The 26706-nt window shown below is 70.8% G+C and carries 26 protein-coding genes; 10 read left to right on the forward strand and 16 right to left on the reverse strand.

Annotation, left to right across the window (positions count from 1 at the left end; genetic code table 11):
* Window positions 1-37: 37 nt before the first annotated feature.
* Both cydD and cydC read left to right on the forward strand, forming a co-directional pair.
* Complete coding sequence (cydD, locus tag DEU36_RS05180; RefSeq protein WP_120263219.1) at window positions 38-1741, forward strand: thiol reductant ABC exporter subunit CydD; 1704 nt, start codon at window positions 38-40, stop codon at window positions 1739-1741.
* A complete protein-coding gene (cydC, locus tag DEU36_RS05185; protein WP_120263220.1) occupies window positions 1738-3399 on the forward strand; it encodes a thiol reductant ABC exporter subunit CydC in 1662 nt (553 codons plus the stop codon). Before cydD ends, cydC begins: the two co-directional genes overlap by 4 nt.
* A gap of 92 nt (window positions 3400-3491) precedes the next feature.
* Here cydC and DEU36_RS05190 read toward each other — a convergent pair whose 3' ends face one another.
* Genes DEU36_RS05190 through DEU36_RS05210 form a run of 5 tightly spaced genes read right to left on the reverse strand, consistent with a single transcriptional unit; the run spans window position 3492 to window position 7285 of the window.
* Window positions 3492-4097, reverse strand: coding sequence for a GNAT family N-acetyltransferase (locus DEU36_RS05190; RefSeq protein WP_120263221.1), 606 nt, complete (start codon window positions 4095-4097; stop codon window positions 3492-3494).
* A 34-nt stretch (window positions 4098-4131) separates the two neighbouring features.
* Window positions 4132-5232, reverse strand: a complete 1101-nt coding sequence (locus DEU36_RS05195) for an ABC transporter ATP-binding protein (protein WP_259455225.1) — start codon at window positions 5230-5232, stop codon at window positions 4132-4134.
* Entirely contained in the window at window positions 5229-6065 is an 837-nt protein-coding gene (locus DEU36_RS05200) for an ABC transporter permease (protein ID WP_120263222.1), read from the reverse strand. Before DEU36_RS05200 ends, DEU36_RS05195 begins: the two co-directional genes overlap by 4 nt.
* On the reverse strand, window positions 6062-6883 hold the full coding sequence (gene modA / locus DEU36_RS05205; RefSeq protein WP_120264372.1) for a molybdate ABC transporter substrate-binding protein: 822 nt from the start codon (window positions 6881-6883) through the stop codon (window positions 6062-6064). The genes DEU36_RS05200 and modA overlap by 4 nt, the downstream gene beginning before the upstream one ends.
* A gap of 9 nt (window positions 6884-6892) precedes the next feature.
* Window positions 6893-7285: a molybdopterin-binding protein gene (locus DEU36_RS05210; RefSeq protein ID WP_120264373.1), complete on the reverse strand. Its 393-nt coding sequence runs from the start codon at window positions 7283-7285 to the stop codon at window positions 6893-6895.
* Window positions 7286-7404: 119 nt separating this feature from the next.
* On the opposite strand from DEU36_RS05210, the gene DEU36_RS05215 reads away from it, so the two are divergent.
* The 4 genes from DEU36_RS05215 to DEU36_RS05230 are packed head-to-tail and all read left to right on the forward strand — an operon-like array spanning window position 7405 to window position 10472.
* A complete protein-coding gene (locus DEU36_RS05215) occupies window positions 7405-8508 on the forward strand; it encodes a ThiF family adenylyltransferase (RefSeq protein ID WP_120263223.1) in 1104 nt (367 codons plus the stop codon).
* Window positions 8496-9755: a gephyrin-like molybdotransferase Glp gene (gene glp, locus DEU36_RS05220; RefSeq protein WP_310790724.1), complete on the forward strand. Its 1260-nt coding sequence runs from the start codon at window positions 8496-8498 to the stop codon at window positions 9753-9755. Before DEU36_RS05215 ends, glp begins: the two co-directional genes overlap by 13 nt.
* Before the next feature lie 4 nt (window positions 9756-9759).
* Window positions 9760-10239: a cyclic pyranopterin monophosphate synthase MoaC gene (gene moaC, locus DEU36_RS05225; RefSeq protein ID WP_120263224.1), complete on the forward strand. Its 480-nt coding sequence runs from the start codon at window positions 9760-9762 to the stop codon at window positions 10237-10239.
* A complete protein-coding gene (locus DEU36_RS05230; protein ID WP_120263225.1) occupies window positions 10239-10472 on the forward strand; it encodes a MoaD/ThiS family protein in 234 nt (77 codons plus the stop codon). The genes moaC and DEU36_RS05230 overlap by 1 nt, the downstream gene beginning before the upstream one ends.
* Before the next feature lie 19 nt (window positions 10473-10491).
* Here DEU36_RS05230 and DEU36_RS05235 read toward each other — a convergent pair whose 3' ends face one another.
* From DEU36_RS05235 to DEU36_RS05245, 3 genes are read right to left on the reverse strand one after another with little or no spacing between them, the layout of a single operon-like run.
* Window positions 10492-10920 (reverse strand): molybdenum cofactor biosynthesis protein MoaE, encoded by a 429-nt coding sequence (locus tag DEU36_RS05235; RefSeq protein WP_120263226.1) that lies wholly within the window; start codon window positions 10918-10920, stop codon window positions 10492-10494.
* On the reverse strand, window positions 10920-11396 hold the full coding sequence (locus tag DEU36_RS05240) for a molybdenum cofactor biosynthesis protein B (RefSeq protein ID WP_120263227.1): 477 nt from the start codon (window positions 11394-11396) through the stop codon (window positions 10920-10922). The genes DEU36_RS05235 and DEU36_RS05240 overlap by 1 nt, the downstream gene beginning before the upstream one ends.
* Window positions 11393-13006, reverse strand: coding sequence for an SDR family oxidoreductase (locus DEU36_RS05245; RefSeq protein ID WP_120264375.1), 1614 nt, complete (start codon window positions 13004-13006; stop codon window positions 11393-11395). Before DEU36_RS05245 ends, DEU36_RS05240 begins: the two co-directional genes overlap by 4 nt.
* A 233-nt stretch (window positions 13007-13239) precedes the next feature.
* On the opposite strand from DEU36_RS05245, the gene DEU36_RS05250 reads away from it, so the two are divergent.
* Window positions 13240-14715 carry an MFS transporter gene (locus DEU36_RS05250; RefSeq protein WP_120263228.1) on the forward strand — a complete coding sequence of 492 codons (1476 nt, stop codon included), beginning with the start codon at window positions 13240-13242 and terminating at the stop codon, window positions 14713-14715.
* A 20-nt stretch (window positions 14716-14735) separates the two neighbouring features.
* Here the strand turns inward: DEU36_RS05250 and DEU36_RS05255 are convergent, their stop codons facing one another.
* From DEU36_RS05255 to DEU36_RS05265, 3 genes are read right to left on the reverse strand one after another with little or no spacing between them, the layout of a single operon-like run.
* Window positions 14736-16628 carry a helicase HerA-like domain-containing protein gene (locus DEU36_RS05255; RefSeq protein WP_120263229.1) on the reverse strand — a complete coding sequence of 631 codons (1893 nt, stop codon included), beginning with the start codon at window positions 16626-16628 and terminating at the stop codon, window positions 14736-14738.
* A 10-nt stretch (window positions 16629-16638) separates the two neighbouring features.
* Window positions 16639-17298 carry a phosphatase PAP2 family protein gene (locus DEU36_RS05260; RefSeq protein WP_120263230.1) on the reverse strand — a complete coding sequence of 220 codons (660 nt, stop codon included), beginning with the start codon at window positions 17296-17298 and terminating at the stop codon, window positions 16639-16641.
* Window positions 17299-17356: 58 nt separating this feature from the next.
* Window positions 17357-18586 carry a multidrug effflux MFS transporter gene (locus DEU36_RS05265; protein WP_120263231.1) on the reverse strand — a complete coding sequence of 410 codons (1230 nt, stop codon included), beginning with the start codon at window positions 18584-18586 and terminating at the stop codon, window positions 17357-17359.
* Between the two features lie 249 nt (window positions 18587-18835).
* Here DEU36_RS05265 and DEU36_RS05270 point away from each other — a divergent pair, with 249 nt between their 5' ends.
* Both DEU36_RS05270 and DEU36_RS05275 read left to right on the forward strand, forming a co-directional pair.
* Window positions 18836-19540, forward strand: coding sequence for a DUF3105 domain-containing protein (locus DEU36_RS05270; protein ID WP_120263232.1), 705 nt, complete (start codon window positions 18836-18838; stop codon window positions 19538-19540).
* On the forward strand, window positions 19537-20232 hold the full coding sequence (locus tag DEU36_RS05275) for a DUF305 domain-containing protein (RefSeq protein WP_310790725.1): 696 nt from the start codon (window positions 19537-19539) through the stop codon (window positions 20230-20232). Before DEU36_RS05270 ends, DEU36_RS05275 begins: the two co-directional genes overlap by 4 nt.
* Window positions 20233-20268: 36 nt before the next feature.
* Here DEU36_RS05275 and DEU36_RS05280 read toward each other — a convergent pair whose 3' ends face one another.
* The 3 genes from DEU36_RS05280 to DEU36_RS05290 all read right to left on the reverse strand — a co-directional run bounded on the left by DEU36_RS05280 (window position 20269) and on the right by DEU36_RS05290 (window position 24022).
* Window positions 20269-21240 (reverse strand): carbohydrate ABC transporter permease, encoded by a 972-nt coding sequence (locus DEU36_RS05280; protein ID WP_120263233.1) that lies wholly within the window; start codon window positions 21238-21240, stop codon window positions 20269-20271.
* Entirely contained in the window at window positions 21240-22577 is a 1338-nt protein-coding gene (locus tag DEU36_RS05285; protein ID WP_120263234.1) for a carbohydrate ABC transporter permease, read from the reverse strand. Before DEU36_RS05285 ends, DEU36_RS05280 begins: the two co-directional genes overlap by 1 nt.
* Window positions 22578-22687: 110 nt before the next feature.
* A complete protein-coding gene (locus tag DEU36_RS05290) occupies window positions 22688-24022 on the reverse strand; it encodes an ABC transporter substrate-binding protein (RefSeq protein WP_183045298.1) in 1335 nt (444 codons plus the stop codon).
* A 269-nt stretch (window positions 24023-24291) separates the two neighbouring features.
* Here DEU36_RS05290 and DEU36_RS05295 point away from each other — a divergent pair, with 269 nt between their 5' ends.
* Entirely contained in the window at window positions 24292-25341 is a 1050-nt protein-coding gene (locus tag DEU36_RS05295) for a LacI family DNA-binding transcriptional regulator (RefSeq protein WP_120263236.1), read from the forward strand.
* Window positions 25342-25414: 73 nt separating this feature from the next.
* Here DEU36_RS05295 and rplL read toward each other — a convergent pair whose 3' ends face one another.
* Both rplL and rplJ read right to left on the reverse strand, forming a co-directional pair.
* The gene (gene rplL / locus DEU36_RS05300) at window positions 25415-25798 is read right to left on the reverse strand and encodes a 50S ribosomal protein L7/L12 (protein WP_023952029.1); all 384 of its coding nucleotides are present in this window, start codon (window positions 25796-25798) and stop codon (window positions 25415-25417) included.
* 48 nt (window positions 25799-25846) lie between these two features.
* The gene (rplJ, locus tag DEU36_RS05305) at window positions 25847-26335 is read right to left on the reverse strand and encodes a 50S ribosomal protein L10 (RefSeq protein WP_120263237.1); all 489 of its coding nucleotides are present in this window, start codon (window positions 26333-26335) and stop codon (window positions 25847-25849) included.
* Window positions 26336-26706 lie beyond the last annotated feature (371 nt).

Here is a 26706-nt window from a genome sequence, read left to right on the forward strand (position 1 = left end):
TCCCGGTCCCGGGGTAAGGCAGGATCGAAGGGTGAGCATGGACGACTCCGAGGCGCCCGCGCGCTCGAGCGGGCGGCCCGTCGATCCGCGGCTGCTGCGCTACGCCCGCACCTCGCGCGTCTTCTTCGTCGCGATCGGGGCGATCGGCCTCGCCCAGACCGCCGTCGTCGTCGGGTTCGCCTGGCTGACCACCCAGGCGATCGTCGGGGCCATCGGCGGGATGCCGATGGGCGACCTCATGCGGACCCTCGCCGCCCTCGCCGCTGTCGTGGCCGCGCGCGCCGGGCTGCTGTGGCTGCGCGAAGCCGTCTCAGCGCGCGCCGCGGCCCGCGTCCGCAGCGAGTTGCGCGGCGGCCTCACCTCCGCCGTCGGGCGCCTCGGGCCCGGCTGGCTCGCGAGCCGCAACTCCGCTCAGCTCGCCATCACCGCCGGCCGCGGTCTCGACGCCCTCGACGCGTACTTCGGCCGCTACCTGCCGCAGCTCGTCCTGACGGTCATCGCCACGCCGGTGCTCATCGCCGTCATCTGGTGGAGCGACTGGATCTCGGGACTCACCGTGCTGCTGACGATGCCGCTGATCCCCCTGTTCATGGTGCTGATCGGTCTGGCCACCCGGGCGGTGCAGCGCGCGCAGTGGCAGACGCTCCGTCAGCTCGCCGCCCGCTTCGCCGACACCGTCCGCGGCCTCTCGACGCTCACGGTGTTCGGCCGGCAGCACCGGGCGGCGGCCTCGATCGAGCGGGTGACCGAGAACTACCGCATCGAGACGATGCGCGTGCTGCGGGTGTCGTTCCTGTCGGGCTTCGCCCTGGAGTTCCTCGCCTCGATCTCCGTGGCGATCGTGGCGGTCTCGATCGGATTCCGGCTCATCGACGGCTCGCTCGCACTGTCGGTCGGACTCTTCGTGCTGCTGCTGGCCCCCGAGGCCTACCTTCCGCTTCGTCAGGTCGGCGTCCAGTTCCACGCCGCCGCCGAGGGGGTTGCCGCCACCGACGACGTCTTCGAGGTGCTCGACGCGGCACGCGCCCTTCCGCTGCAGGGTGCTGCGGGCGCCGCTTCGACGGATGCCGCGACGAGCGCGACGGCAGAGCACGGCGTTCTGCGCGCTCGTGGTCTCCGGGTGCGCCGCGGCGACGCTCTGCTCCCGCCGGTGTCGTTCGCGGCGACGCCCGGCACGATCACGCTCCTGTCGGGTCCGAGCGGCGCGGGCAAGTCGAGCGTGTTCGCCGCGCTGCGCGGTGTCGCCCCGTTCGAGGGCGAGCTGACCCTCGACGGTGCGCAGCTCCCGCCGCCCGCCTCGTGGCTCGCCTGGGCCGGGCAGGATCCGGGGCTCATCGCCGGCACGGTCGCCGAGAACGTCACGCTCGGCGCCTCCTCGGAGCGCGCGCCGGGTCCGGAGGGCGAGCGGGCCGTCGCCCGTGCTCTCGCGGCTGCCGGCGCCGACGGCATCGACCCGGCCCTCGAGCTCGGCGTTCGTGGCGCAGGCCTGTCCGGGGGTCAGGCGCAGCGCGTCGCCGTCGCCCGCGCTCTCTTCCGTCACGCGAGCGGCGGCGCGCCGGTCGTCGCCCTCGACGAGCCGAGCGCCGCCCTCGACGCCGAGACCGAGGCCGCACTGTGGCAGAGCCTGCGTCGCGTCGCCGACGACGGCGCGACGGTGCTGCTCATCTCGCACCGGGAGTCGGCCCGGACGATCGCCGATGTGCTGGTCGATGTGCGACCCCGATCCGAGGTGACGGCATGACCACGACGTCCGACGTGCTCCGCGGCGCGATGCCCTCACCGCGACGGTTCTGGCGCGCCCTCGCGACGGGGTTCGCCACGGAGGCCTCCGCCGTCGCTCTCCTCGCGTGCAGCGCGTGGCTCATCGTGCGCGCGAGCGAGCAGCCCGCGGTGATGTACGTGATGGCGGCCGTCGTCGGAGTGCGTGCGTTCGCGATCTCGCGGGCCGTCTTCCGCTACCTCGAGCGCCTCACGTCGCACGACGCGGCGCTGCGTCAGCTCGCCGCGACGCGCACCGACCTCGTCCGTCGCCTCATCCCGCTCGCCCCCGACGGGCTCGGCCGCATCCGCCGCGGATCCGCGCTGTCTGCTCTCGTCGATGATGTCGACGACCTGCAGAACCTTCCGTTGCGGGTCGTGGAGCCGCTCGTGGCGTCGGCCACCGTCGCCCTCGCCGCCGTGGTCTTCGTCGCAACGGTGTCGTGGCCGGCGGGCCTGACTCTGCTGGGCTGCCTCGTCATCGCGGCAGCTGCGGCCACCGGCTGGGGCTGGGTCGCGGGAGCCCGCGCGGAACGGACGATCGCGCCGCTCCGTGCCCGGCTCGCCGACGCCGTCGCCGACCACCTCGGAAGCCTCGACGTGCTGCTGGCATACGGAGCCGAGGAGCAGAGCCGTCGGCGTGTCGAAGCCGCGGACGCCGATCTCCGCCGCGCCGTCGTCCGCCGGGCCGGCGCGCAGGCCGGCAGTGCGGCGATCGTCTCGCTCGCCGCCGGCGCCGCCTCGATCCTCGCCGTCATCGTCACCGCACCGGATGTCGCCGCCCTCGGCGGTCCGTGGCTGGCGGTCGCGGTACTCGTGCCGATGGCCGTGTTCGAGGTCTTCCAGACGGTTCCGCTCGCGGCGGCCTCGTGGCGTCAGGTCCACGCGTCTGCGGAGCGCATCGCCGAGACCGTGCCGAGCGGCATCCCCGCCGGTCTCGTCGAGAGCAGCGTCGCCCCCGCGGGTGTCGCGCCCGCCCTCGGCGACGGACTCCGCCTGCGCGACGTGTCGGTGACGTGGCCCGGAGACGATCGGCCGACGCTCGCCGGGATCGATCTGGACGTCCGTCCCGGCGAGCGCCTGCTCGTCGTCGGGTCGAGCGGGGCGGGCAAGTCGACGCTCGCGCACGCCCTGGTCCGCTTCCTCGACATCGACGGCAGCTACCGTGTCGGGGGCACCGACGTCCGCGACCTCTCCCCTGACGACGTACGCCTGACCGTGGGACTGTGCGAACAGCAGCCGATGCTCTTCGACGAGGACATCCGCCAGAACCTGCTGTTCGCCCGCGACACCGCGACCGACGCCGAGCTGGAGGCGGTGCTCGAGCGCGTCGGTCTCGGCGGCTGGCTCCGTGAGCGCGGGGGTCTCGATGCGCGCGTCGGCGAGCACGGCGCTCTCGTCTCGGGCGGCCAGGCGCAGCGCATCGCGCTCGCACGTGCGCTGCTGCACGGCTTCCCCGTGCTGGTGCTCGACGAGCCGACGGCCGGGGTCGACCCCGCAGCATCCGACGCGCTGATGCGAGATCTGCTCTCCGCCGTCGACGCGGACCGCGCCGTCGTCCTCATCTCGCATGTGCGGGTGCCGAACTCACTCGTCGACCGCACGGTCCGCATCTCCGACGGAAGCCTGCACGCCGCCTGAGACGCGAGCCACACCCCGCGAGGTCCCAGTTGGGCCGGGAAACCTGCCGCCAAACCCGGCCCAAATGGGACCTCGGGTCGCACGACCCGGGCTCAGCGCGCGAGATCGATGCCGAAAGCCTGCGCGCCGGGCGACGAGGGCAGACGCTCGAAGCCCAGGCGGTCGTAGAAGGCCAGCGCACCGGTGTTGGCCGCGGACGCGACCAGGTGCAGCCGGGTGACCCCCGCCGCGCGGAGCTGTTCCGACACGCGGTCGATCAGACGACGCCCCCACCCCTGTCCCTGGGCAGCGGGCAGCAGGTCGATGTGGAGGTGCGCCGGGTAGGCCTCGGCGAACGGCTCCGCGCCCGCGCGCCGGCCGTAGGCGTACCGCAGCGTGGCCGCCTGGCGCGAGGTGTCGTCGGGCGAGGGCTCGGGCCAGCGCGCGGCGAAACGGGGCCACCACTCGCGATGGAACCACTCCTCGAAGGCCTCGGTGTCGGGCGTCGCGACGACGTAGCCGATCGCCCGATCGTCCTCGTCGGCCACGACGAAGGCGAAGTCGGGATGCCGCTCGGCATAGGGCCGCGCGAAGACCGCTCCCCAGATGTCGTCGTCGTCGAAGAGTCCGGTGGCATCGGAACCGTGATCGGCTGTTCGCAGACAGATCTCGCTCAGCGCGGCGTCGTCGCCGGGCCGGACGGCACGCATGTGAGGCATATCCCCATCGTGCCACCCCGCATCGCCCGACCCGTTACCCTGCCGCCGTCTCCGGTTCCGGGCTCCCCCACGTAATCGCGGCGTTCGGCAGCGTGAGCCGGACGTGAGCGCCGGCACGAAGATCTGCGGCCAGGTCGACAGGGATGTCGACGGCGAGCGACGGATCGGCGACGAGCATACGCACACCTCCGACGGTAGGTTCGAGCCGCGCCACCCGCGCATGCCAGATGACACGCGAGCCCTCCGGCGCCGCTCCGAGCGTGGCGTGCCCCGCAGCGACGACCCCCTCGAGCCGGACGTCGCCCGGGCGGAACAGCGCCGCGACGGAGGCGGGTTCCGCACCAGGCCGCGCCACGGCGAGAGCACCTGCCCGCCACACCGCGCCGTCGCCGCGACCGATCACGCTTCCGACGACGCGGTTGACTCCCGCGATCGCCGCGCCGAACGCCGTCGCGGGAGTTCGCAGCACGTCGCGCACGGAGCCACTCTGCGTCACGGCACCCGCCTCGAGCACGACCAGCCGATCGGCCACGACCGCGGCGTCGAGCGCATCGTGGCTGACGAGCACGGCTGTCGTCCGCGCGGCCCGCAGCTGTTCGCCGAGCATCGTGCGGAGCGAGGCGGCCGTCGCCGGGTCGAGCGCCGTGAACGGTTCATCGAGCAGGATGACGCGGGGTCGCGCCGCGAGCGCGCGGGCGAGGGCGACCCGCTGCTGCTGTCCACCGGAGAGCTCGCGGGGATGCTGTCCTCCCACCCCGGCGAGCCCGACCCGTTCGAGCCATTCGTCGGCGACGAGACGCGACCCACGAGCGGGCGCCCCGCGAGAGCGCAGCCCGAAGGCGACGTTCTCGCGTGTCGAGAGGTGCGGGAAGAGGCCGGGGTCCTGACGCAGCAGCACGATGCCATGGCGCTGCGGCGCGACACGGTGACGCGGACTGGCCACCTCGTCGCCGTCGACGCGGATCGACCCCGCATCGAGCCGCACGAGACCCGCGATCGCCTCGAGGACGGTCGACTTGCCCGCCCCGCTCGGCCCCATGACGGCGACGATCTCGCCTGGCTCCGCGACCAGCTCGGCGGCCACGGTGAGACCGGGGCGCTGCACCCGGACGCGGGCCGTGAGCCGCCCGCTCACCGAGCACCGCCCGGTCGCCAGGCGCGCACGAGCAGAAGCGCCGCGATCGCCGTGATGAGCAGGAGCAGCGACAGCGCCACCGCCGTGCCCTGCGACACCCCGGCGCCGTTGAACGCGGTGTAGATCGCCAGCGGCATCGTCTGCGTGACTCCGGGCGCGTTGCCGGCGAACAGCGCGGTGGCGCCGAACTCGCCGAGTGCGCGGGCGAAGCACAGCACGGTTCCCGCGATCAGCCCGGGGGCGGCGAGCGGCAGTGTGACCCGCCACAGTATCCGCCACCGTCCCGCGCCGAGCGCCGCGGCTGTCTGCTCGTATCCGACGCCCGTCGCCCGCAGCGCCCCCTCAAGCGCCAGGACGAGGAAGGGAAGGGCGACGAAGGTCTGTGCGATCACGACGGCGGCGGTCGTGAACGGGATACGGATGCCGGCTTCGCCGAGCACGGCGCCCAGCCAGCCGGTGCGCCCGAAGAGGAACAGCAGGGCGACGCCGCCCACCATCGGCGGCAGCACGAGCGGAACCGTCACCACGGCGCGAAGCACCGCCGCGCTTCGATCGCTCGCCCGGGCGATGGTGAGGGCGAGCGGAACCCCGAGCACGATGCACGCCGCCGTGGCCGTCAGCGCCGTCTGCAGCGACAGCGCGAGAGCCGCGCCGGCCTCGGGTGAGGTGACGTCGGCCCACACCGTCGCGGGGTCGACGCGGCCCACGAGCGCGACGAGGGGAACCACGAGGAGCGCGAGGCCGACGACCGCGGGGACGAGCAGGATGCGCGGCAGATTCCCCGGCGTCCGGCGACCCGTCGCCCGCTGACGGCCGGCTTCGGCGCCGCTCACGGGGCGCCGAAACCGAGACGGCGCAGCACCGCCTGGCCCTCGTCGGACAGCACGTAGGCGACGAACTCCGCGGCTGCGTCGGGCGACTGCGCGTCGGCGAGCACCGCGATCGGGTAGCGATTGACGACTCGCTCGGCGCCGGGAACCTCGACCGTCTCGACGTCGCCGGTGAGAGCGGCATCCGTGACGTAGACGAGCCCCGCGTCGGCTTCCCCGCTGGCGACCTTCGTCAGCACCGCCGTCACGTTCTGCTCGTAGCTGTCGACGCTCGCCGCGACACCCGCATCGCTGAGAAGCGTCGCCGATGCCGCGCCGCACGGGACGGCGGCCGCACAGAGCACCACCGTGCGATCGGGGTCGGCGAGGTCTGCCAGACCCGTGACCGAGCCGGGGTTGCCGGACGGCACCACGAGGGTGAGCCGGTTCATCGCGAAGACCTCGGGCGAGCCGGCGACTCCGGCCGCGACGACTCTCTGCATGTTCGCCTCGTCGGCGGAGGCGAAGACGTCGGCCGGCGCCCCCTCGATCACCTGAGTCGCGAGGGTCGACGATCCGTCATAGCTGATCGGCGAGATCGTGACCGAGGGATGCCGCTGCTCGAACTGCGTGGCCAGCTCGTCGAATCCCGTCTTCAGCGACGCCGCGGCGAAGACGGTGACCTCGCCCGAGACGCCGGCTTCCGCTGTGCCGGGCCCCGACTCGGCCACGCCCGGCGTGCCGTCCGTGCCGGTGTCGGGGCCACCGCCCGCCGCGCATCCGGCCAGCAGCAACGCGGCCGCGGCGAGGGCCGCGATGCTCGTCGTTCGTCGTGTTCGCACGCGCACGGTTCAGTCCTTCGGAGTCTCGACGACGACCGTGGTGGCCTTGACGACCGCGACGGCGAGCGAACCGGGTTCGAGTTCGAGCTCGCGCGCCGCCTCGGCCGACATCAGCGACACGACGCGGTGCGGTCCGGACTGCACGTCGACCTGGGCCATCACCCCGTCGATCTGCACCCGTGTGACGAGGCCGACGAAGCGGTTGCGGGCGCTCGAGAGCCGATCCCACGGGTCGTCGGCGGCAGAAGCGAGCTCGACCGCGTGAGCCGCGAGAGCGTCGCCGGGAATCCGCGCCGGGCTTTCGCCCGAGACCGGGAGGACGCCCTGGTCGGTCCAGCGACGGACGGTGTCATCGCTGACGCCGAGAAGGCGGGCCGCCTCCGAGATGCGATACGTCGTCATGCGCCGAACATACCCGCGTCTGCGGAGGTCGAGGGCGGAATCCACCGCATCCGCGGATGCGCGGGGCGTTCTCGCCACCGCCCGCCCCCGGTACCCCCGCGCGCGTCTAGCCTGATCCCATGATCCTCGCGCCCCTCGTCGCTCCCGTCGACACCCTGTCGGATCGCGAGCGCGAACGCACCGCGAGGCACGCCGTCCTCGCGGGCGTGGGCGACGAGGGTCAGCGGCGGTTGACGGCGGCTCACGTCGCTGTCGTCGGTGCGGGCGGCCTCGGCTCTCCCGTCATCCTCGCCCTCACCGCCGCGGGGGTCGGGACGATCACCGTCATCGACGATGACGTGATTGAGTACGCCAACCTCCAGCGGCAGGTCATCCACCGCGCCGACGACGTCGGCAGCCCGAAGGTCGCCTCGGCCCTCCGCGCGGCTGCCGCGCTGTCGCCCGAGACGCGGATCGAGCCGCGCCGCGAGCGACTGGATGCCGACAACGCGTCGCGTCTGCTCGCCGGAAGCGACCTCGTCATCGACGGCACCGACACGTTCGAGACCCGCACCGTCGTCGCCGCGGCGTGCGCGGCGCTCGGACTGCCCCTCGTCTGGGGCGTCATCCAGGAGTTCCACGCGCAGGTCACCGTGTTCTGGACGGACCCACCGGAGGGGATACCGGCGATCGGGCTCGACGACCTCTACCCCGCCGGCAGCGCCGACGATCTGCCGACCTGCGCCGAGGTCGGTGTGCTCGGGTCGCTCTGCCTGACGGTGGGGGGAATGCTCGCGACGGAGGCCATCAAGCTCATCACCGGTGTCGGCGAGCCGCTCCTGGGCCGGCTCGTGGTGGTCGACGCGCTGTCCGGGACCACGCGTGAGGTGCCGCTGCGTGCCGCCTCGAGCGCACCGCCGGCGCCCCCGGCGCCTGAGCCCCGCACCCCGCAGACGCGGCCGACGACGCCCGAGATCGATCTCGATCAGCTCCGCGCCCAGCAGCGCGCCGGGGCGGTGGTCCTCGATGTCCGAGAGCCCCACGAGACGGCGACGGGGGTGCTCCCCGGCTCGGTGCTGCTCCCCCTCGGCGATCTCCTCGCCGACCCGAGCCGCGTCGACGCCGACCGGGTCGTGGTCGTGTGCGCGCACGGCATCCGGGCACGCCGCGCCGCCGACGTCCTCCGCGGCCGGGGCGTGACGGCCTCCGTCCTCGCGGGAGGCCTCGCCGGGTGGCGATCGTGAGCGGCGGGCTGCGCTCGGTCGAGGAGCAGCTCGCCGACGTCCTCGCGGCCGTGCGACCGCTGCCGACCCGCACGGCCGGGCTCGCGGACGCCGCCGGATCGGTCCTGCGCGAAGCGGCCGTCGCACGGGGAGGCATCCCCGATTTCGACAACTCCGCCATGGACGGCTTCGCGGTCCGCTTCGACGACGTCGCGACCGCGTCGGCCGAGCATCCCGTCGATCTGGCGGTCGTCGCCGACCTGCCGGCCGGCACCGCCGACGACCCGCGTCTGCGCGCCGGCGAGACCGCGCGCATCATGACGGGCGCCCCGGTGCCATCCGGGGCCGACACCATCGTGCCGTTCGAAGACACCGCCGGCGGCCTCGACGATTCGCTGACGACCGCGCGCGTCCTCACCGCTCCCGCACGGCGGGGAGTGTTCGTCCGGCGTGCGCACGACGACATCCGCCCCGGCGACACCGTGCTGGGCGCGGGAGTGCTGCTCGGCCCCCGGCAGCTCGCCGCCCTCGCGGCTGCCGACATCGCCCGGGTCACCGTCTCGCACGCGCCGCGCGTCGTCGTGATCTCGACCGGCAGCGAGCTCGTCGAACCCGGCCTCCCCCGCACGCGAGGCCAGATCCCCGAGTCGAACGGCCTGTTGCTCGACGCGCTCTCCCGTCAGGCGGGCGGTGCCGTCGTCCGCCGCGTGCACGTCGACGACGGTGGCGCCGCCTTCCGGGCCGAGATCACGGCGGCAACCACCGGCGAGTCCCGGGCGGACGTCGTCATCACCTCGGGCGGGGTGAGTGCGGGCGCCTACGAGGTCGTCAAGACCGAGCTCGGCGATGCGCTGCGCTTCTCGCGGGTGGCGATGCAGCCGGGCAAGCCGCAGGCGTTCGGTGTCCTGCCCTCGGGGACGCTCGTGTTCGGCCTTCCCGGAAACCCGGTGAGCGCGGCGGTGTCGTTCGAGGTGTTCGTACGCCCCGCCCTCCTCGCCCTGCAGGGCCGCTCCGACCTGTACCGACCGGCTCTCCGACTTCCCGCGGGCGAGTCCTGGCGTACGCCGCCGGGCCGTCGGCAGTACCTCCCCGCGGTCATCGACCGCTCCGACCCCGTGCGCTGGTCCGTGCATCCGGCGACACCCGGCGGCTCGGGGTCGCACCTCGCGGGCGCCCTCGCCCTCGCCGAGGCGTATGCGGTCGTGCCGGCGGAGACCGTCGCCGTAGAGCCCGGCGACCTCATCGACGTCGTGCTGCTGGAAGGATGAGGGCATGAGCTTCACCCACCTCGACGACGCCGGTCACGCCCGCATGGTCGACGTCACCGCGAAGCAGCCGACCGTCCGCGCGGCGACCGCTCGCGGCTTCGTCCGCTGTTCGCCCGAGGTCGTCGCCGCGCTGCGTGACGGCACCGTGCCGAAGGGCGATGTCCTCGCCGTGGCTCGCATCGCCGGCATCCAGGCTGCCAAGCGCACCCCCGAACTGCTGCCTCTCGCCCACGTGATCGGCGTGCACGGGGTCGTCGTCGACCTCGACATCACCGACGAGGGCATCGAGATCGAGGCGACGGCGCGCACCGCCGACCGGACCGGCGTCGAGATGGAGGCGCTCACCTCGGTGGCGGTCGCCGCCCTCGCCGTGGTCGACATGGTGAAAGGCCTCGACAAGACGACCTCGATCGAGAACGTCCGCATCACGGCGAAGTCCGGTGGCCGCAGCGGCGACTGGCGGCGCCCCGGTGGGGACGCCTGATGGCTCGCGTGCGCTACTTCGCCGCCGCGGCCGAGCGCGCCGGACGGAACGACGAGGACCGCTCCGAGATCACCCTCGGCGCCCTGCGCGACGCGCTGTCTCGCGAACGTCCGGGGCTGGGAGCGATCCTGCCCAAGTGCGCCGTGCTGGTCGACGGTGCGCGCGTCGCCGACGCCACCGAGATCGGTCCCGACGTCACCGTCGACATCCTGCCGCCGTTCGCCGGCGGCTGAGACCGCCGGCGCTCAGCGATCAGCCGCCGATCCCCTTCCACGCGGTCGTGCCGTCGGTCTCGATCTGCTGCTTCCAGATCGGCAGCTCGCGTTTGATCGCCTCGATCAGCTCACGGCACACGTCGAAGGCGTCATCCCGGTGCGCCGTGCCCACCGCGATGACGACCGCCGCATCCCCCACCCCGAGGTCGCCGACGCGGTGGCTGACCGCGACCGCACCGTCACGTCCGGCGAGCGCGGTCTCCGCGATCGCACGCAGCGTCGCCTCGGCGTCGGGATGAGCCTCGTAGTGCAGCGCGGCGACCGTGCCCGCGGCATCCGGGTCGTGATCGCGCACGGTTCCGACGAAGCTCGTCACGGCCCCGACCGCGGCGGACTCGACGGCCTCGAGGTGCTGCGACACGTCGAGAGGCTCGGCGGTGATGCGGGCGATGCGGATCTCACCCATCAGTGATCGTGCCCGTCGAGCTGGGCGACGACATGCCCGGCGATGCCCGTCACCACATCCATACCGGATGCCACGGCCCGGGGCGACCCCGGCAGGTTCACGATCAGCGTCCCACCGGCCACCCCCGCGCGCCCGCGCGACAGGACGGCCGTGGGGGTCTCGACGACCCCGCGTCGGCGCAGCTCTTCGGCCACGCCCGGCAGCTCGCGTTCGATGACCTCGCCGGTGGCTTCGGGCGTCTCGTCGCGCGGCGCCACACCTGTGCCGCCCGTCGTGACGATGAGGCGCGCACCCGCGGCGATCGCGGCGCGCAGAGCCTCCGCGACCGAGGCGACGCCATCGGCGACGACCGTCGGGTCGCCGCACTCCCACCCCGCGCCGCGCAGGGCCTCGACGGCGACGGGACCCGCCGTGTCCGGGCGTTCACCGTGCGCTGATCGGTCGGACACGGTGATGACGGTGGCGAAGCGGCTCATGACCCCACCCTAGGAGTGCCCGCATCTGATGAGGCGGAGTCGTCGTCGGCGTGCGCGCTCTCGACCGCGATCCGCCCCTCCTCCACCTTCCCCTCGGCCATCTCGGTGATGCGCGTGGCCATCGCCGTGAAGATCAGTCCGTGGAACGGCAGCACGCCGAGCCAGTACAGTCGCCCCGCCAGCCCGCGGGGGAAGAAGATCGCGCGCTGCTCGTACCGGGCACCCCCCTCGCGCGGGGCGACCTTGAGCTCGAGCCAGGCCTCGCCGGGCACGCGCATCTCCGCACGCAGACGCAGCAGGCGCCCGTCCTCGACAGCCTCCACCCGCCAGAAGTCGATCGCATCCCCCACCCGCACCTTGCCCCGGCTTCGGCGGCCACGTGCGAGACCGATGCCGCCGACCAGGCGGTCCATCCAGCCGCGGATCTCCCACAGCGCGCGAGCGGAGTACCAGCCATTCGTCCCACCGATTCCGGCGATGACCTCCCACAGCCGCTCGGGCGATGCGCTGGTCTCGGCGGACCGCTCGTCCGTGAATACCGTCCGGCCCGCCCACTCGGGGTCGCTCGGCAGGGGGTCGCTCGGCGCACCGAGCACATCGGCGTCCTGCCAGCTCGTCTCGACCTCGTCGGCGTCCATGCGGTGGAGCGCCAGTCGCACACTCGTCCGATACGACGTAAGGCCGTCCTCGGGCTGCGGGATGATCGCGTCGATGTCGTGATCGTCCATGACGCACTCGTTCTGGAGCGACGCGATCAGCGGACGCGCGATGGCGCGCGGCACCGGCGTCACCAGGTTGACCCAGTGCGAGGCCAGCCCCGGCGTCAGCACCGGCAGGGCCGCGATCGCCCTCTGGCGCAAGCCCGCCTCGAGGGCGTACCCGTTCATCATCTGCCCGTAGCGCAGGACATCGGGCCCGCCGATGTCGACGGCACGGTTCAGGTCGGGATCGACGCGAGCCGCGCCGAGGAGGTAGTGCAGGACGTCGCGGACCGCGATCGGCTGGATGCGGTTTCGCACCCACTTCGGCGCCGGCATGTACGGCAGGACGTCGGTGAGGTGACGCACCATCTCGAACGATGCCGACCCCGAGCCGATGACGACACCTGCCTGCAGCACGAGGGTGGGCACCCCCGACGCCAGCAGGATCTCGCCGACCTCCACGCGCGACCGCAGGTGCGGCGACAGCTCGGCGTCGGAGGGGTGCAGTCCGCCCAGGTAGACGATGCGCTTCACGGATGCCGCCGCGGCGGCCTCGGCGACGGTGCGGGCCGCCCGCTCGTCGGCTTCCTCGAATCCGGCACCCGCTCCCATCGAGTGGATGAGGTAGTACACGACATCCACGTCGTCGACGGCTTCGGCGACGGCCTCCGCGTCGTCGGCCGAGCCTCCGACGATCTCGACGGCGTCTCCCCACGGAAAGCTCGCGACGCGTTCGGGGGTGCGTGCCAGCACGCGCACACGGTATCCGGCCGCGACGAGGCGCGGCACCAAGCGCCCGCCGATGTAGCCGGTGGCGCCGAGGACGAGGGCTCGGGGGGCGGATCCGTCCGATCGAGGCTGCGCTCGCAGCTCGGGCTCGTGTCCGGTGGGTGCGGTCAGCTCGGTCATGATCAGACGGTAGGCGCCGCCGAGCATCGACCGACATGACTTGACACGCCTCGGTCGATCGGTCGGTGATGACACCAGCGGCGCCCCGCGCGCACGATAGGCGAGCGCCCGCCCGATCGCAACGTCGGACCGCGAGCTTGCGTGGGCCCCCTGCCGCGGGGCTACGCTCCCGTGAGCGAAGGACAGTCGTCTGGCGACCCGAGCCCGGCGGCGCTGCCGGAGGAGAACCGAATATGTCACGCACGCGCACGAAGCGGCCTGCCCGCCGACGTCTCGAGGTCGATGACGTCATCGTCGTCGAACGCAAGAAGGTCCGCACCGCGATCTCGGGGACCGTGGTCGGGAACTTCATGGAGTGGTTCGACTTCGGCATCTACGGCTACCTCGCCGTGACCCTGACCGTCGTGTTCGCCGAGGACATCCCCGACCCCTGGGGGCTTCTCGTGACGCTGCTCGGATTCGCCGTCTCGTTCCTCGTGCGGCCCCTCGGCGGCATCGTGCTCGGACCTCTCGGCGACCGGATCGGGCGTCAGAAGGTCCTGTTCCTCACGATGGCGATGATGGCGACCGCGACGGCACTCATCGGTCTGCTCCCCACATCCGCGCAGATCGGCATCTGGGCGGTCGTGCCCCTGTATGTGCTGAAGATGGTGCAGGGCTTCTCGACCGGTGGCGAGTACGCGGGGGCCTCGACGTACGTCACCGAGTTCTCCCCCGACCGCTCGCGCGGCTTCTGGGCGTCGTGGCTCGACGTCGGCTCGTACGTCGGCTTCGCAGCCGGTGCCACGGTCGTCGCGGTGACCACCCTCATCACCCAGGGCCTCTGGGGGCCGGACGCGATGGTCGACGGCGGCTGGCGCATCCCGTTCCTCGTCGCCATCCCCCTGGGCATCGTCGCCATCTGGTTCCGGCTGCGCATCCCCGAGACCCCCGCGTTCGAGCAGGAGTCGGAATCGGCCGCGCCGCCCCGCAAGGACGACCCGATGGCCCGCCACGGCATCGGCGGCATCCTGCGCCACCACTGGCGGACGATCCTCGTCGCCGTGGCCATCGTCGCCGCGACCAACACCGCAGGGTACGCATTGACCAGCTACATGCCGACCTACCTCGAGAAGGAGGTCGGTCTCTCGAACCTCTCGGCCGCGGTGGCGACCGTTCCGGTGCTGGTCGTGATGTCGGCGACCCTGCCGTTCGTCGGTCGGCTCAGCGACCGGTTCGGCCGCCGGCGCGTCTACGCCTTCGCGATCGGCGCATCACTCGTGCTGACCATCCCAGCGTTCGCGATCATGCAGATCGGCGAGCTGTGGGCCGTCTTCGTGGCCCTGGGCATCATCGCCGTGCCGGTCGCGCTGTTCGTCGCGATCTCGGCGAGTGCCCTGCCGGCGCTGTTCCCGACCGCGACCCGCTTCGGCGCCATGGGCATCGCGTACAACCTCGCGGTGTCGCTCTTCGGCGGCACGACGCCGCTGTTCAGCCAGGCGCTCATCGAGTGGACCGGCAACACCTACATGCCCGCGTTCTACATCATGTTCTTCTCGGCGCTGGCGGCCGTCGCGCTGTTCGCGATGCGCGAGACCGCGCAGCGTCCCCTGCTCGGCTCGGTGCCGACGGTCGAGACCGTCGCCGAGGCCGAGGCTCTCGTCGCGGGGCAAGACGACGACCCGCGTATCGACACCTCGACGATGCCGCTCGACATCCTCCGGTCCTGAGGCGCTGTCCCTCTCGCGCTTCAGCGCCGTCCGGTGCCGAAGATGCCCCGGATGACGCCGGTGAGCACTTCCCGCGCGGCACGAGAGCCGAGGATCTGCTCTGCCGGCGTCTTCGTGCGCGAGCGCGTGTTGGAGGTCATGCTCCGCAGCATCCGGTCGTGGTCGCGTCGCTCCTTCGCCTCATCGGCCGCCGCCTGCTTGCGGATGGCGGCGAGCTGCTTGGCGTAGGCGGCATCCGCCTTCGCCCGCAGCTTCGCGGCGTCCTGCTCGGCCTTGCGGCGCGCGGCCTCCGCCTCGGCCGCATCGAGGGCCGCCTGCGCGGCGTTCATGCGAGCGGTCAGGATCTCGCGTGCCGATTCGCGATCGATCGCCTCGGCGTAGCGCGGCCGGATCTCGGACGCCGCCACCCGGGCCTCGATGTCCGCAGGGGCGGCGGGCGACATCAGGGCCTGGGGCGCGCGCAGCCGGGTCCACGCGACGGGAGTCGGCGCGCCCCTCTCGTTCATCACGGTCACGACGGCCTCGCCGGTTCCGAGCTCCTGCAGCACCCGCTCGAGGTCGTAGCCCGATCGCGGGTAGGTGCCGACGCTCGCCCGCAGCGCTTTGGCGTCGTCGGGGGTGAAGGCGCGCAGCGCGTGCTGCACGCGCGAGCCGAGCTGTGCCAGCACATCCGATGGAACATCCTTGGGCGTCTGCGTGACGAAGAAGACGCCGACACCCTTCGATCGGATCAGCCGGACCGTCTGGACCACGGCGGACAGGAAGTCCTTCGAGGCGTCGCGGAACAGCAGATGCGCCTCGTCGAAGAAGAACACGAGCTCGGGCTTGTCGCGGTCACCCACCTCGGGCAGCACCTCGAACAGCTCCGCCAACAGGTACATGAGGAACGTCGAATAGAGCACCGGCTGGTCGGCGACCCCGGGCACCTCGAGCAGGGTGACGACGCCCTCGCCGGTGTCGGTCGTGCGCATGAGGTCGCGGACATCGAACTCCGGTTCGCCGAAGAAGACGTCCGCCCCGGCGTCGGCGAAGGTGATGAGCTCGCGCAGGATGACGCCGGCCGTGGCCTTCGAGAGCCCGCCGAGTTCGGCGAGCTCGGGCTTGCCGTCGTCGCTGGTGAGGTAGGTCAGCACCGCTCGGAGGTCGGAGAGATCGACGAGGGCGAGGCCGTTCGCGTCGGCGTAGTGGAAGACGAGGCCGAGACTCGACTCCTGCGTGGCGTTCAATCCGAGCACGCGGCTCAGCAGCAGGGGACCGAAGCCCGACACCGTGGCGCGAACGGGTGTCCCCGTTCCTCGGTCGCCGAGAGCGAGGAACTCCGCCGCGAACGAGCGTGGCGACCAGTCCTGGCCGATCGCGCGGGTCCGCGAGACGAGCTTCTCGTCGGCCTCGCCCGGTGAGGCCAGCCCCGAGAGATCGCCCTTGATGTCGGCGGCGAACACGGGCACGCCGTTGGCCGCCAGCTGCTCCACGAGAACCTGGAGGGTGCGGGTCTTGCCCGTACCGGTCGCGCCGGCGACGAGGCCGTGACGGTTCGTCATCGCGAGGGGGATGCGAACGGGCGCATCGCGTTGCGGCTCGCCGTTCAGAAGCGCTCCGAGCTCGAGCGCCGGCCCCTCGAACGCGTAGCCCTGTCGAATCGCGTCGACCTCCGGCGCCTCGAGCGGGCCCACCGCTCCCCCGATCACCGCAGGCTCGGCGCCGGCGGCCGAGGGCGCGGCGGCCGCCGCGCCGGGCGGGAGCGATGCCGCTGCCCTGGCCGCCTCCGCTTCGGCGGCCGCCAGAGCGGCCCGCGCGCGGGCGGCGACGAGAGCCGCCTCGGCGGCATCCGCCTCCGCACGCAGCCGGGCAAGGTCTGCAGCGGCCACCGCGTCGTCGGAGGGAACGGCCGGGCCATCGGGCGAGACGCTCATGCGGGCGAGCCTAGCCCCGACGCTCCCCCACGGCACGGCGTTCCCGTTCCAGCTGTTCGGTGAACATCGCGGCGATCACGAGCGCGACCCCGGCCCCCAGCAGCATCCCCCCGACCGTGTCGGAGAGCCAGTGCGCGTGCACGACCGTGCGGCTGAGTGCCATGAGCAGAGTCCAGGCGATTCCGATGAGCGCGACCCAAATGCGAGGGAAGAGGATGACGGCCACCACCGCGATCGTGGCCGCGTTGGCCGTATGCCCCGACGGATATGACCCCGCGTCGGTCGTCACCAGGATGTCTTCGGGCCGGGCCCGGTCGACGAGGTTTTTGATCAGCTGCACGATGAGCGCGCTCACCGCCGACGCCACGATGAAGTAGCCAGCGGCCCAGGGCCGACGCAGCACGATCAGCACCACGGCCACCGCGATCGGGATCGCGAAGACCCCGACCCACGTGCCGCCGATCCGGTTCATCACGAGCCCGAACACGAGGCCGACGGCGCCCGGGTCGGCGGGGAGCGTCTCGTTCCACCACCGGTCGATGGCGAAAGGCTGGCCGAGCTGCGTGAACAGCCACCACCCCAGCAGCGCGCCGACCACAATGAGGACGGCTCCCAGGATGGCTCGACGCGGCCAGAGCCGGCGGGGATCGGTGGCAGGGGCGGCGTTCATCGGTCCATTGTGTCGACGATGGCCGACTGGACGTCGCCCCTTGCGCTGGACGCGGCGATCAGGGAGAGAGCTGAGGGACGCTGCGCGGACGCACGACGAGCCACAGCGAGAGCACCGCCACCACGGCGCACCCGGCCATCACCGAGGCCATCGTCGTGGCCGTGATGCCCGAGCCGCCCGAGATCCACGCGGCGAGCGGCGAGATGAAGCCCGCGACGCCGAAGTTGACGGCACCGATGAGGGAGGCCGCGGTGCCGGCCGCGCGTCCGTGACGATCGAGGGCGAGCACCTGCACGCAGGGGAAGGTGAAGCCGCATGCCGTGATGAAGAAGAACAGCGGCACGATCGTGCCCCACAGCCCCAGACCCAGCTGGTCGGTGACGATGATCGCGGCCCCGGCGACGACGAGCACGGCGGTCGAGACCGCCATGACCCACTGCGGACCGAATCGGGCCGCGAGGCGCGACGCCGTCTGCACGCCCAGGACGACGCCGAGCGAGTTGACGGCGAAGAGGATGCCGTACTGCTGCGGGTCGAAGCCGTACGTCTGCTGGAAGAGGAACGACGACGACGACAGGTAGGAGAACAGTCCGCTGAACGTCATGCCGCCGATGATGAGCACGCCGATGAAGATGCGGTCGCTCAGGACGCTGCGATAGCGCTGCCACACGGTCGCCGAACCGTTGTCGCGGCGCCGCGCCTTGGGCAGGGTCTCGGGCACGAGGAAGAGAGAGGCGATCAGCATCACTGCGCCGTAGGCGGCGAGGACGACGAAGATGCCCCGCCAGGGCATGACCGTGAGCAGGCCCGAGCCGACGAGCGGGGCGGCCACCGGGGCGACACCGGAGACGAGCGCCAGGCGGCTGAGCATCACCACGAGCCGGCGTCCGCCGAAGAGGTCGCGCACGATCGCCATGGCGACGACGCCGCCCGCGGCTGCGCCGATGCCCATGAAGACCCGGGCGGCGCTCAGCAGCTCGAGGGTCGGGGCGATGGCAGCGGCCGTGCTCGACAGCACATGCAACGCGGTCACGCACAGCAACGGAATCCTGCGCCCGAGCTTGTCGCTGAGCGGCCCGACGATGAGCTGTCCGAGCGCGAAGCCGACCATGGTCCCGGTGAGGGTCAGCTGGATCGCCGCGGCCGTCGTCTGGAAGTCGGCCTCCAATGCGGGGAAGGCCGGCAGGTACAGATCGATCGTGAAGGGGCCGAGTGCGGTGAGGGCGCCGAGCAGGATGATGTAGACGACGCGGCGCGAGGTCGGGATCGCATCACCCGGGTGGAGCATGATGGGCGCCGTCGCGGGGTTCGAGCCCAGCGTGCGGATCGCCCCGGTGGTGGAGGATGAATGATGGGGAGGAGTTTCGGGCACGTCTTCTTCGTTTCGTGGCAGCAGCGTTTTCGAGCGACCTTCTATCGTAACCCGGCGCGACTTCACGATGTTCGCGCCTCTCAGCCGATTCACCATTCACGCGCATAGGCTGGCCACGCGCCGCACGCGCGCCCATCCTCTTGCCCCCGAACCGAGGTCACAGCAATGACTCCGTCCGCCGACAAGCGAACGAGCGGCAATCCTGCCGCCCAGGCCCAGATCAACCTCACCGTCAAGCAGCAGCGCGAGCAGCAGAAGCAGGCCAAGCTCGCCGAGTATCAGAAGCAGCTGGCGAAGCGACGCCGCAGCAAGCTGACCTGGTGGGTCGTCGGCTCGACCGCCGCAGTCGCCGTGGTGGGACTCATCGCAGCCTCCGTCGTCCTCGCGCCCCGGCCCGTCACGTACGAGGCCGGCAACAGCACCGGTCGCGAGATCCCCGGCGTCGAGACGTTCCAGAACATCACGACGCACGTCGAAGGCACCGTCGAGTACCCTCAGACCCCGCCCACGGGAGGCGAGCACAACCCGTACTGGCTCAACTGCGGCGTCTACACCGAGCCGCAGGCGAACGAGAACGCCGTCCACTCCCTCGAGCACGGTGCGGTCTGGATCACCTACGACCCGGCGCAGGTGTCCGATGCCGACATCGAGACCCTCGAGGGCTACATGCCGAGCACCTATGCGCTGCTGACGCCGTACCCCGACATGGACACCCCCATCGCCGTGAGCGCATGGAACGCCCAGCTGAAGGTCGACTCGGCCGACGACGAGCGCATCCGCGACTTCTTCACCGAGTACTGGCGCAGCCAGAACGTCCCCGAGCCGAACGCGATCTGCTCGGGTGCGATCGACGGGCCCGGCAAGGCGTGACCGACGACGTCGCGGTGGGCACGGGGCCGCAGGCATCCGTCCCGCCGCCACCCGGCATGCGCTGGTGGGCAGTGCTCCTGATCGTCCTCGCCGTCGCGGGCGCGGCCTTCGCGGTGGGGCGGTTCTCGGCCTTCGGCACCTCGCCCGCGGTCCCCGGCGATTCCTCCCCCGAGGCCGGATTCGCCCGCGACATGCAGGTGCATCACACGCAGGCGATCGAGATGGCGATGACGATCTACCGCAAGACCGAGGACGAGGGCATCCGCACGCTCGCGTTCGACATCGCCACCGCGCAGGCCGGTCAGCGCGGCGAGTTCTACGACTGGCTCGTCCAATGGGGCCTGCCGCAGGGCTCGACCGCTCCTCTCATGCAGTGGATGGTCGGGCACCCCGCCCACGACCACGGCACCGCGTCCGCCCAGCCGAGCGACGAAGAGCTCCGCGCCGAGATGGGCATGGCCACGCCCGCGCAGCTCGCTCAGCTCGACGCCGAGACCGGCGTCGCCGCTGACTGCACGTTCCTCGACCTCATGATCCGTCACCACCAGGGCGCCATTCCCATGGCGCAGGCCCTCGTCGATCTCGGCAGCGATCCTCGGGCCGTCCAGGTCGCCGGTGGCGTCATCGAGACGCAGAGTGCCGAGATCGACCTGATGCGATCGATCCAGCAACGACTGGGGTGCGGAGGCTGACAGCCCCCGCACCCCAGCGGCATCCGATCTTCTCAGTCAGCCCTTCGTGGCTCCGGCCAGCAGGCCGCGCACGAAGAAGCGCTGCAGGGCGAAGAACACGATCAGCGGCACGATGATCGAGATGAAGGTTCCCGCCGACTGCAGGAACCACCGGTTGCCCCACGTGCCCGACAGCGAGTTCAGCGCCTGCGTGATGGGCAGGGCACCCGGCGACGCGAAGATCGTCGCGACGAGCAGGTCGTTCCACACCCACAGGAACTGGAAGATCGCGAACGAGGCGATCGCGGGAGCGGCCAGCGGAACGATGATGCGGAAGAAGACCTGTCCGTGGCCGGCACCGTCGACCCGCGCGGCCTCGATGATCTCGCCCGGGATCTCGGCGATGAAGTTGTGCAGCATGAACGTCGCCAACGGCAGCGCGAAGATGGCGTGGGCGATCCAGACGCGGGCGAAGCTGTACTGCACCTCGTTGAGGCCGAAGCCGGGGAAGATGGGCACGTCGTTGATCGTGAGCCCCTCCGAGAAGAGGCTGAGCAGCGGCACGAGAGCCATCTGCAGGGGCACGATCTGCAGCGCGAACACGAAGACGAAGAGCGCGCTACGGCCCTTGAAGTCGATCCACGCGAACGCGTAGGCGGCGAGGGAGGCCATCACGATCGGGAACACCGTCGCGGGGATGGTGATCGCGAGCGAGTTGATGAACGCCGAGGCGAGCGTCGTCGACGTCCCTCCGGCGGTCAGTGCCTCGGCGTAGTTGTCGAGGGTGAACTCCGGGTTGGCGAAGACCGTCCACCATCCGGTGGACTGCGTGTCCGCGCCGGGTCGGAACGACGTCACGAACAGGCCGAAGGTCGGGATCGTCCAGAAGATGGCGATGATGACGGCCGCGATGGTCGCGCCCTTCGACGTCAGCTTCTTGTGGGCGATCGCCTCGTTGCGACGGGTGTCGCGCGCCACCTGGCGCTTGGTGCGGGTGTCGACGGGCGCGGCCGGGGCTGCAACGGTCATCAGCGGATCTCCCTCTGCTTGGCCATCGATCGGGCGTTGTAGATGATCAGCGGCAGGACGAACAGGAACAGCACGACGGCGAGCGCGGACGAGTGCCCGTAGCTCTGGAACCGCTGCTGCTGGTTGACCATCTCGAAGCCGAGCACGGTCGTCTCGTCGCGACCGCCGGTCATGACGGCCACGATGTCGTACACCTTCAACGACGCGATCGTGATGGTCGTGAGTACGACGATCAGCGACGACCGGATGCCGGGGACGGTGACGTTGCGGAAACGCTGCCAGGCGTTCGTGCCGTCCAGCTGCGCCGCTTCGAGCTGCTCGGTCGGGACGGCCTTGATCGCGGCCGAGAGGATCACCATGGCGAAGCCGGTCTGCGTCCAGATGAAGACCACCAGCAGCATGAGCGTGTTGATCACCGGCTTGATGGCGAGCCACTGGATCGGATCGCCGCCGAACGCCGTGACGATCGCGTTGAGCAGACCGACCTGCTCCCCCTGACGGGCGTCGTACATGAACTTCCAGATGATGCCGGCGCCGACGAACGAGATCGCGACCGGCATGAACACCAGGACCTTCAGGACCTTCTCACCGCGGGCGCGATCGATGAACACCGCGTACGCCAGGCCGATGGCGACCGAGATCGTGGGAGCGAGGAGCGCCCAGAGGATCGTGTTGACGACTGAGGCCGTGCCCGTCGGGTTGGTGAACACCCAGAAGTAGTTCTCCAGTCCCACGAACTGCTCACCCGACTTGTCATAGAACGACTTGAAGATCGTGGCGATGGCCGGGTAGATCAGCCCGAGAGCCAGCATGATGCTGGCGGGGGCCATGAAGAGGATGAGCTGGAACAGGTAGCCCGCGCCCTGACGCGAACGGAAGTCGGCGAAGAAGAGCAGGGCACCCACGAGCAGCGCGATCGCGACGACGTACAGGACCGCGTTGGCGTACGGGCGCAGCAGCAGGAACGCGAGCACCGGGATGACCAGGCACGCGACGAGTCGCATGATGAAGTAGCCGCGGCCCGGCCTCGGTGCGTACTCGATGAGCACCAGGATGATGCCCACGACCAGCCCGAACACGGCCAGGATGACGGGGATCTGGATGAGCGGGTTCATCGCGCCCAGCCAGAGGAAGAAGCTGTTGAGTGAGAACCCGATCGTGATGCGGGATGATTCCTCGCTCGATCCGGTGAAGATCAGGAGCAGCAGGATGGCGACGATCAGGGCGAAGCCGACGGCGACGACGATCCGGGTGATCGACCTCCCCTTCGGATCTGTGGCGTGGGTGGTGACGGGAGGTTCGGTGTCGACGGGTCTGTCGACGGTCGTCTGCGACATGTGGATCCCCTTCTGAGTACAGCGGCGTACCCGGGCGGTACGGACGGGAGGAGCGGGGCCGGGCTTGTGCAGCCCGACCCCGCTCGGCTCAATCGGTCGTCAGGCGACGATCAGTTCTCGTAACCGGCCTGGATGTCGGACAGGACGGTCTCGGTGTCCTTGCCGTCGATCCAGTCGACCATGCCCTTCCAGAACGAGCCCGAGCCCACCGTCGACGGCATCAGGTCGGATGCGTCGAAGCGGAAGACCGTGGTCTCGTCCTGCAGGGTCGTCATCGCTTCCTGGAGGAACTCGCTCGAGGCGAGGGAGGGGTCGGCGTTCTTGTTCGCCGAGATCACGCCGCCGAGCTTGACGCGGGCGTCGGCGAACTCGGGCGATGCCATGAACTCGAGCACCTTCTGCGTCGACTCGTCGTCGGAGAAGGCCGCGACGAACTCGCCGCCGCCCTCGACCTGGAGCTCGCCCTCGGTGTAACCCGGGGTCAGGAACGCGTAGACGTCACCGTCGGGGGCGACCTCGGGGGTTGCGCCGTCGGCGGTCTGCACGTCGAGGAAGTTCGCCGACAGGAACGAGGCCTGGTGCGTGAGGGCGCAGTCGCCGCTCGCGACAGCCGCGGCGACGTCGCCGAACGCGGTCGAGTTGATGCTCTTGACGTCGCCGTAGCCCGCGTTGACGTACTCGGGGTTGAGCAGGATCTCTCCCACCGCGTCGAACGCCGACTTGATCTGCGGGTCGGTGAACTTCACGTCACCGGCGACCCACTGGTCGTAGACGTCGGGGCCGGACTGGCGGAGGACCAGGTCCTCGATCCAGTCGGTGCCCGGCCAGCCGGAGGCGGCGTCGGAGGCGAAGCCGGCGCACCATGCGGGACCACCGGTCGTCTGGACGATCTTGTCGGTCAGGGCGATCATCTCGTCCCACGTCTTGGGCACCTCGACACCCCACTCCGCGAACTGCTTGGGCGAGTACCAGACGTAGCCCTTCAGGTTCGCGAGCATCGGCGCGGCGTAGAACGTGTCGTCGAAGGTGCCGTACTGCTTCCAGTCAGGCGACCAGTTCTCGTCGACCGCACTCTCGACGGCCTCGGTTGCGGGCAGCACCTTGCCGGTCTCGACGAGCGTCTTCAGCAGGCCGGGCTGCGGGACGATCGCGATGTCGGGGGCGTCGCCACCGGTCACCTTGGTGACGATGTTGCCCTCGAACGACTTGTCGCCGGTGTACTCCACCTTGATGCCGGTGTCCTCGGTGAACTGCGCGAACGATTCGTTGAGCGCGTCAGCCTCACCACCGGTGATGCCGCCCGAGATCCGGACGGTCGTCTTCGCGTCGCCGCTGCTCTCGCCGCCGCCGTCGGTGCCGCCTTCAGCGCACCCAGCCAGCACCAGTGCTGCCGCACCCATCAGGGCGACGGGGGCAAGAAGACGGTATCGCTGTGACAATGCCATGTACTTCTCCTCTATCGGGATCATCGTCCGCCCAGAGGAGCCTTGTCCGCATCCATTGGGGAACCGATTCCAGGACAACCTACTGTTCCGCAGAGTCCGACACAACCAGCGGAATATCACGGAATGGCAACCATCGTCTGTGATAGTGGTCTTTGCCATGGGAGCGCTCACACAGCTTGGGCATGGAACCGGTTCCCGCTCGCGCCCGAAACCGCTACGCTCTGGTGGGAGTCCCCCGGCAGGTCTCCCCGAACGGACGAGGAGGTCCCATGAGCACCATCGCCGACGTCGCGACCCGAGCAGGGGTGTCCAAGGCGACGGCGAGCCGGGCCCTCTCCGGTCGCGGTTACGTGTCGGACGAGACCCGACGGCGGGTGACCGCCGCAGCGCAGGAGCTGTCGTACGTCGCCCATTCCTCGGCCATGAGCCTCGCTACGGGCCGCACCCAGACGGTGGGTGTCGTGATGCCCCACGTGAGCCGATGGTTCTTCGGCGAGGTCCTGGAAGGAATTCAGGCAGCGCTGCTCGAACACGGCCTCGACCTCACCCTCTACGACGCACGGCCGGGAACCGAGACCCGGCGGCGGGTGTTCGAGGACTTCCTGGCCCGTCGGCGCTTCGACGGAGTCATCGCCGTGGGCCTGGAACCTGCCGAGAGCGAGCTCGACGCACTGCTGGCGCTCGGCAAACCGGTGGTGAGCATCATCGGCACTGAAGGCGATACGAGCCTCGTCACCCTTGACGACGCCCACGCCACCGCCCTCGCGACCGCGCACCTCGTCGAGCTCGGGCATCGCCGCATCGCGTTCCTGGGCGGCACCGACGCCACGCATTGGCCGCATGTCGAGTCCGAGCGTTACGCCGGCTACGAGTCCGAGATGCACCGAGCCGGACTCTCGGCGGAGATCTGCCGCGCGCCCGCGGAGCTCTCGATGCCGGCGGGATACGCCGCCGCCGTCGACCTGCTGAGCGACGCGGCATCCCGGCCGACGGGCATCGTCGCCGCCTGCGACGACGTCGCGATCGGAGCGATCATCGCGGCCCGCCGGCTCGGCATCCTGGTGCCCTCCGCGCTGAGCGTCGTCGGCATCGACGACCACGTCAACGCCGAGATGTTCGCGCTGACGACGCTGCGACAGATCCCCCACGAACAGGGCCGGGCGGCCGTCGAGCTGCTTCTGCGCCACATCGAAGACCCCGAGGCCGACACCGTGACCATGCGGATCAAACCCCGCATGGTGGTGCGGGGGACGACGGCCGGCGCACCCGGCCACAGCTCGGTCGCCGTCCGCGACTCGACCCTCTCCCGCCGCGACTGAACCCGAACGCACGACGACGGCCCCGGATGCAGCATCCGGGGCCGTCGTGCTGCTCTCGAGTGAGAGCGGGGAATTACTTGAGGGTGACCGTCGCGCCGGCCTCTTCGAGAGCGGCCTTCGCCTTCTCGGCGGTCTCCTTGTTCGCGCCCTCGAGGACGGCCTTGGGAGCACCGTCGACGACAGCCTTGGCCTCGCCCAGGCCCAGCGAGGTGAGCTCGCGGACCGTCTTGATGACCTGGATCTTCTTGTCGCCGGCAGCCTCGAGGATGACGTCGAACGAGTCCTTCTCCTCCTCGGCCTCAGCGGCACCAGCGCCACCAGCCGCGCCGGCGACGGCGACGGGGGCAGCAGCGGTGACGTCGAACTTCTCCTCGAACGCCTTCACGAACTCGCTGAGCTCGACGAGGGTCAGGCCGGCGAACTGCTCGAGCAGCTCCTCGGTGGAAAGCTTCGCCATGATGTATCTCCTAGATAGATGGGGTTGGTGTAAGAGCTCGCCTGTCGCTCACGCGGCGTCGGCGGTCTCCAGCTTTTCGCGAAGCGCGTCGATGGTGGCAGCAGCCTTGCCCATCGTCGCCTTCATCATGCCCGCGGCCTTGGCCAGCAGAACCTCGCGGCTCTCGAGCGAGGCGTACTTGTTGACCTCGTCGGCGGAGAGGGCGTTGCCCTCGAAGATGCCGCCCTTGATGACGAGGAGCGGGTTGGCCTTGGCGAAGTCACGCAGAGCCTTGGCGGTGGCGACGAAGTCGCCGTGCACGAACGCCACGGCCGAGGGACCCTTGAGGTCCTCGTCGAGCGACGTGATCCCCGCGTTGTTCGCGGCGATCTTGGTCAGCGTGTTCTTCACCACGGCGTAGTTCGCGTCCTGACGGATGCTGTTGCGCAGCTGCTTGAGCTGGGCCACCGTCAGACCGCGGTACTCGGTCAGCAGAACGGCAGTCGAGTCCTCGAATGACTTCGTGAGCTCGGCGACCGATGCGTCCTTCTGCACCATGGTCACTCCTTGATGTGTGCCTGACGCCCCGCGGTGGCGGAGCGCCGGCCTCGACCAGCCCCGGACATGACAAAAGCTCCGGCGCAGAGGCACGGAGCTCGGTTCCCGAAGGAGAAGTTCAGTGTCACCTGCGCGGGCCCCTGCAGTGCAGAGCTTCGATCACGTGTGCGCTTGCGCGCTCAGCGATGACCAGCGGTCTTTGGCTTGAGCCCAGCGTACCCCCCCATCCCCCCATCCCCCAAATCCCCCACCCCCAGCGCCGAGTGCACGGCATCCCGCCCACTGCACGGCACCGCTACGCAGGGTGCCCGTGCACTCGACGCGAGCTCGTTCGCTCGGCGCCGGCGGCGAGTTCTGCACATGTGGGGGTG

This window comes from Microbacterium sp. AG238, assembly GCF_003610405.1.
Classification (GTDB): Bacteria; Actinomycetota; Actinomycetes; order Actinomycetales; family Microbacteriaceae; genus Microbacterium.

Bases quoted from the DNA above. Each gene is read 5' to 3' on its own strand.
- cydD (WP_120263219.1), top strand. From the start codon at position 38: ATGGACGACTCCGAGGCGCCCGCGCGCTCGAGCGGGCGGCCCGTCGAT.
- cydC (WP_120263220.1), top strand. From the start codon at position 1,738: ATGACCACGACGTCCGACGTGCTCCGCGGCGCGATGCCCTCACCGCGA.
- DEU36_RS05190 (WP_120263221.1), bottom strand. From the start codon at position 4,097: ATGCCTCACATGCGTGCCGTCCGGCCCGGCGACGACGCCGCGCTGAGC.
- DEU36_RS05210 (WP_120264373.1), bottom strand. From the start codon at position 7,285: ATGACGACGTATCGCATCTCGGAGGCGGCCCGCCTTCTCGGCGTCAGC.
- DEU36_RS05215 (WP_120263223.1), top strand. From the start codon at position 7,405: ATGATCCTCGCGCCCCTCGTCGCTCCCGTCGACACCCTGTCGGATCGC.
- moaC (WP_120263224.1), top strand. From the start codon at position 9,760: ATGAGCTTCACCCACCTCGACGACGCCGGTCACGCCCGCATGGTCGAC.
- DEU36_RS05230 (WP_120263225.1), top strand. From the start codon at position 10,239: ATGGCTCGCGTGCGCTACTTCGCCGCCGCGGCCGAGCGCGCCGGACGG.
- DEU36_RS05235 (WP_120263226.1), bottom strand. From the start codon at position 10,920: ATGGGTGAGATCCGCATCGCCCGCATCACCGCCGAGCCTCTCGACGTG.
- DEU36_RS05240 (WP_120263227.1), bottom strand. From the start codon at position 11,396: ATGAGCCGCTTCGCCACCGTCATCACCGTGTCCGACCGATCAGCGCAC.
- DEU36_RS05245 (WP_120264375.1), bottom strand. From the start codon at position 13,006: ATGACCGAGCTGACCGCACCCACCGGACACGAGCCCGAGCTGCGAGCG.
- DEU36_RS05250 (WP_120263228.1), top strand. From the start codon at position 13,240: ATGTCACGCACGCGCACGAAGCGGCCTGCCCGCCGACGTCTCGAGGTC.
- DEU36_RS05255 (WP_120263229.1), bottom strand. From the start codon at position 16,628: ATGAGCGTCTCGCCCGATGGCCCGGCCGTTCCCTCCGACGACGCGGTG.
- DEU36_RS05260 (WP_120263230.1), bottom strand. From the start codon at position 17,298: ATGAACGCCGCCCCTGCCACCGATCCCCGCCGGCTCTGGCCGCGTCGA.
- DEU36_RS05265 (WP_120263231.1), bottom strand. From the start codon at position 18,586: ATGCTCCACCCGGGTGATGCGATCCCGACCTCGCGCCGCGTCGTCTAC.
- DEU36_RS05270 (WP_120263232.1), top strand. From the start codon at position 18,836: ATGACTCCGTCCGCCGACAAGCGAACGAGCGGCAATCCTGCCGCCCAG.
- DEU36_RS05280 (WP_120263233.1), bottom strand. From the start codon at position 21,240: ATGACCGTTGCAGCCCCGGCCGCGCCCGTCGACACCCGCACCAAGCGC.
- DEU36_RS05285 (WP_120263234.1), bottom strand. From the start codon at position 22,577: ATGTCGCAGACGACCGTCGACAGACCCGTCGACACCGAACCTCCCGTC.
- DEU36_RS05290 (WP_183045298.1), bottom strand. From the start codon at position 24,022: ATGGCATTGTCACAGCGATACCGTCTTCTTGCCCCCGTCGCCCTGATG.
- DEU36_RS05295 (WP_120263236.1), top strand. From the start codon at position 24,292: ATGAGCACCATCGCCGACGTCGCGACCCGAGCAGGGGTGTCCAAGGCG.
- rplL (WP_023952029.1), bottom strand. From the start codon at position 25,798: ATGGCGAAGCTTTCCACCGAGGAGCTGCTCGAGCAGTTCGCCGGCCTG.
- rplJ (WP_120263237.1), bottom strand. From the start codon at position 26,335: ATGGTGCAGAAGGACGCATCGGTCGCCGAGCTCACGAAGTCATTCGAG.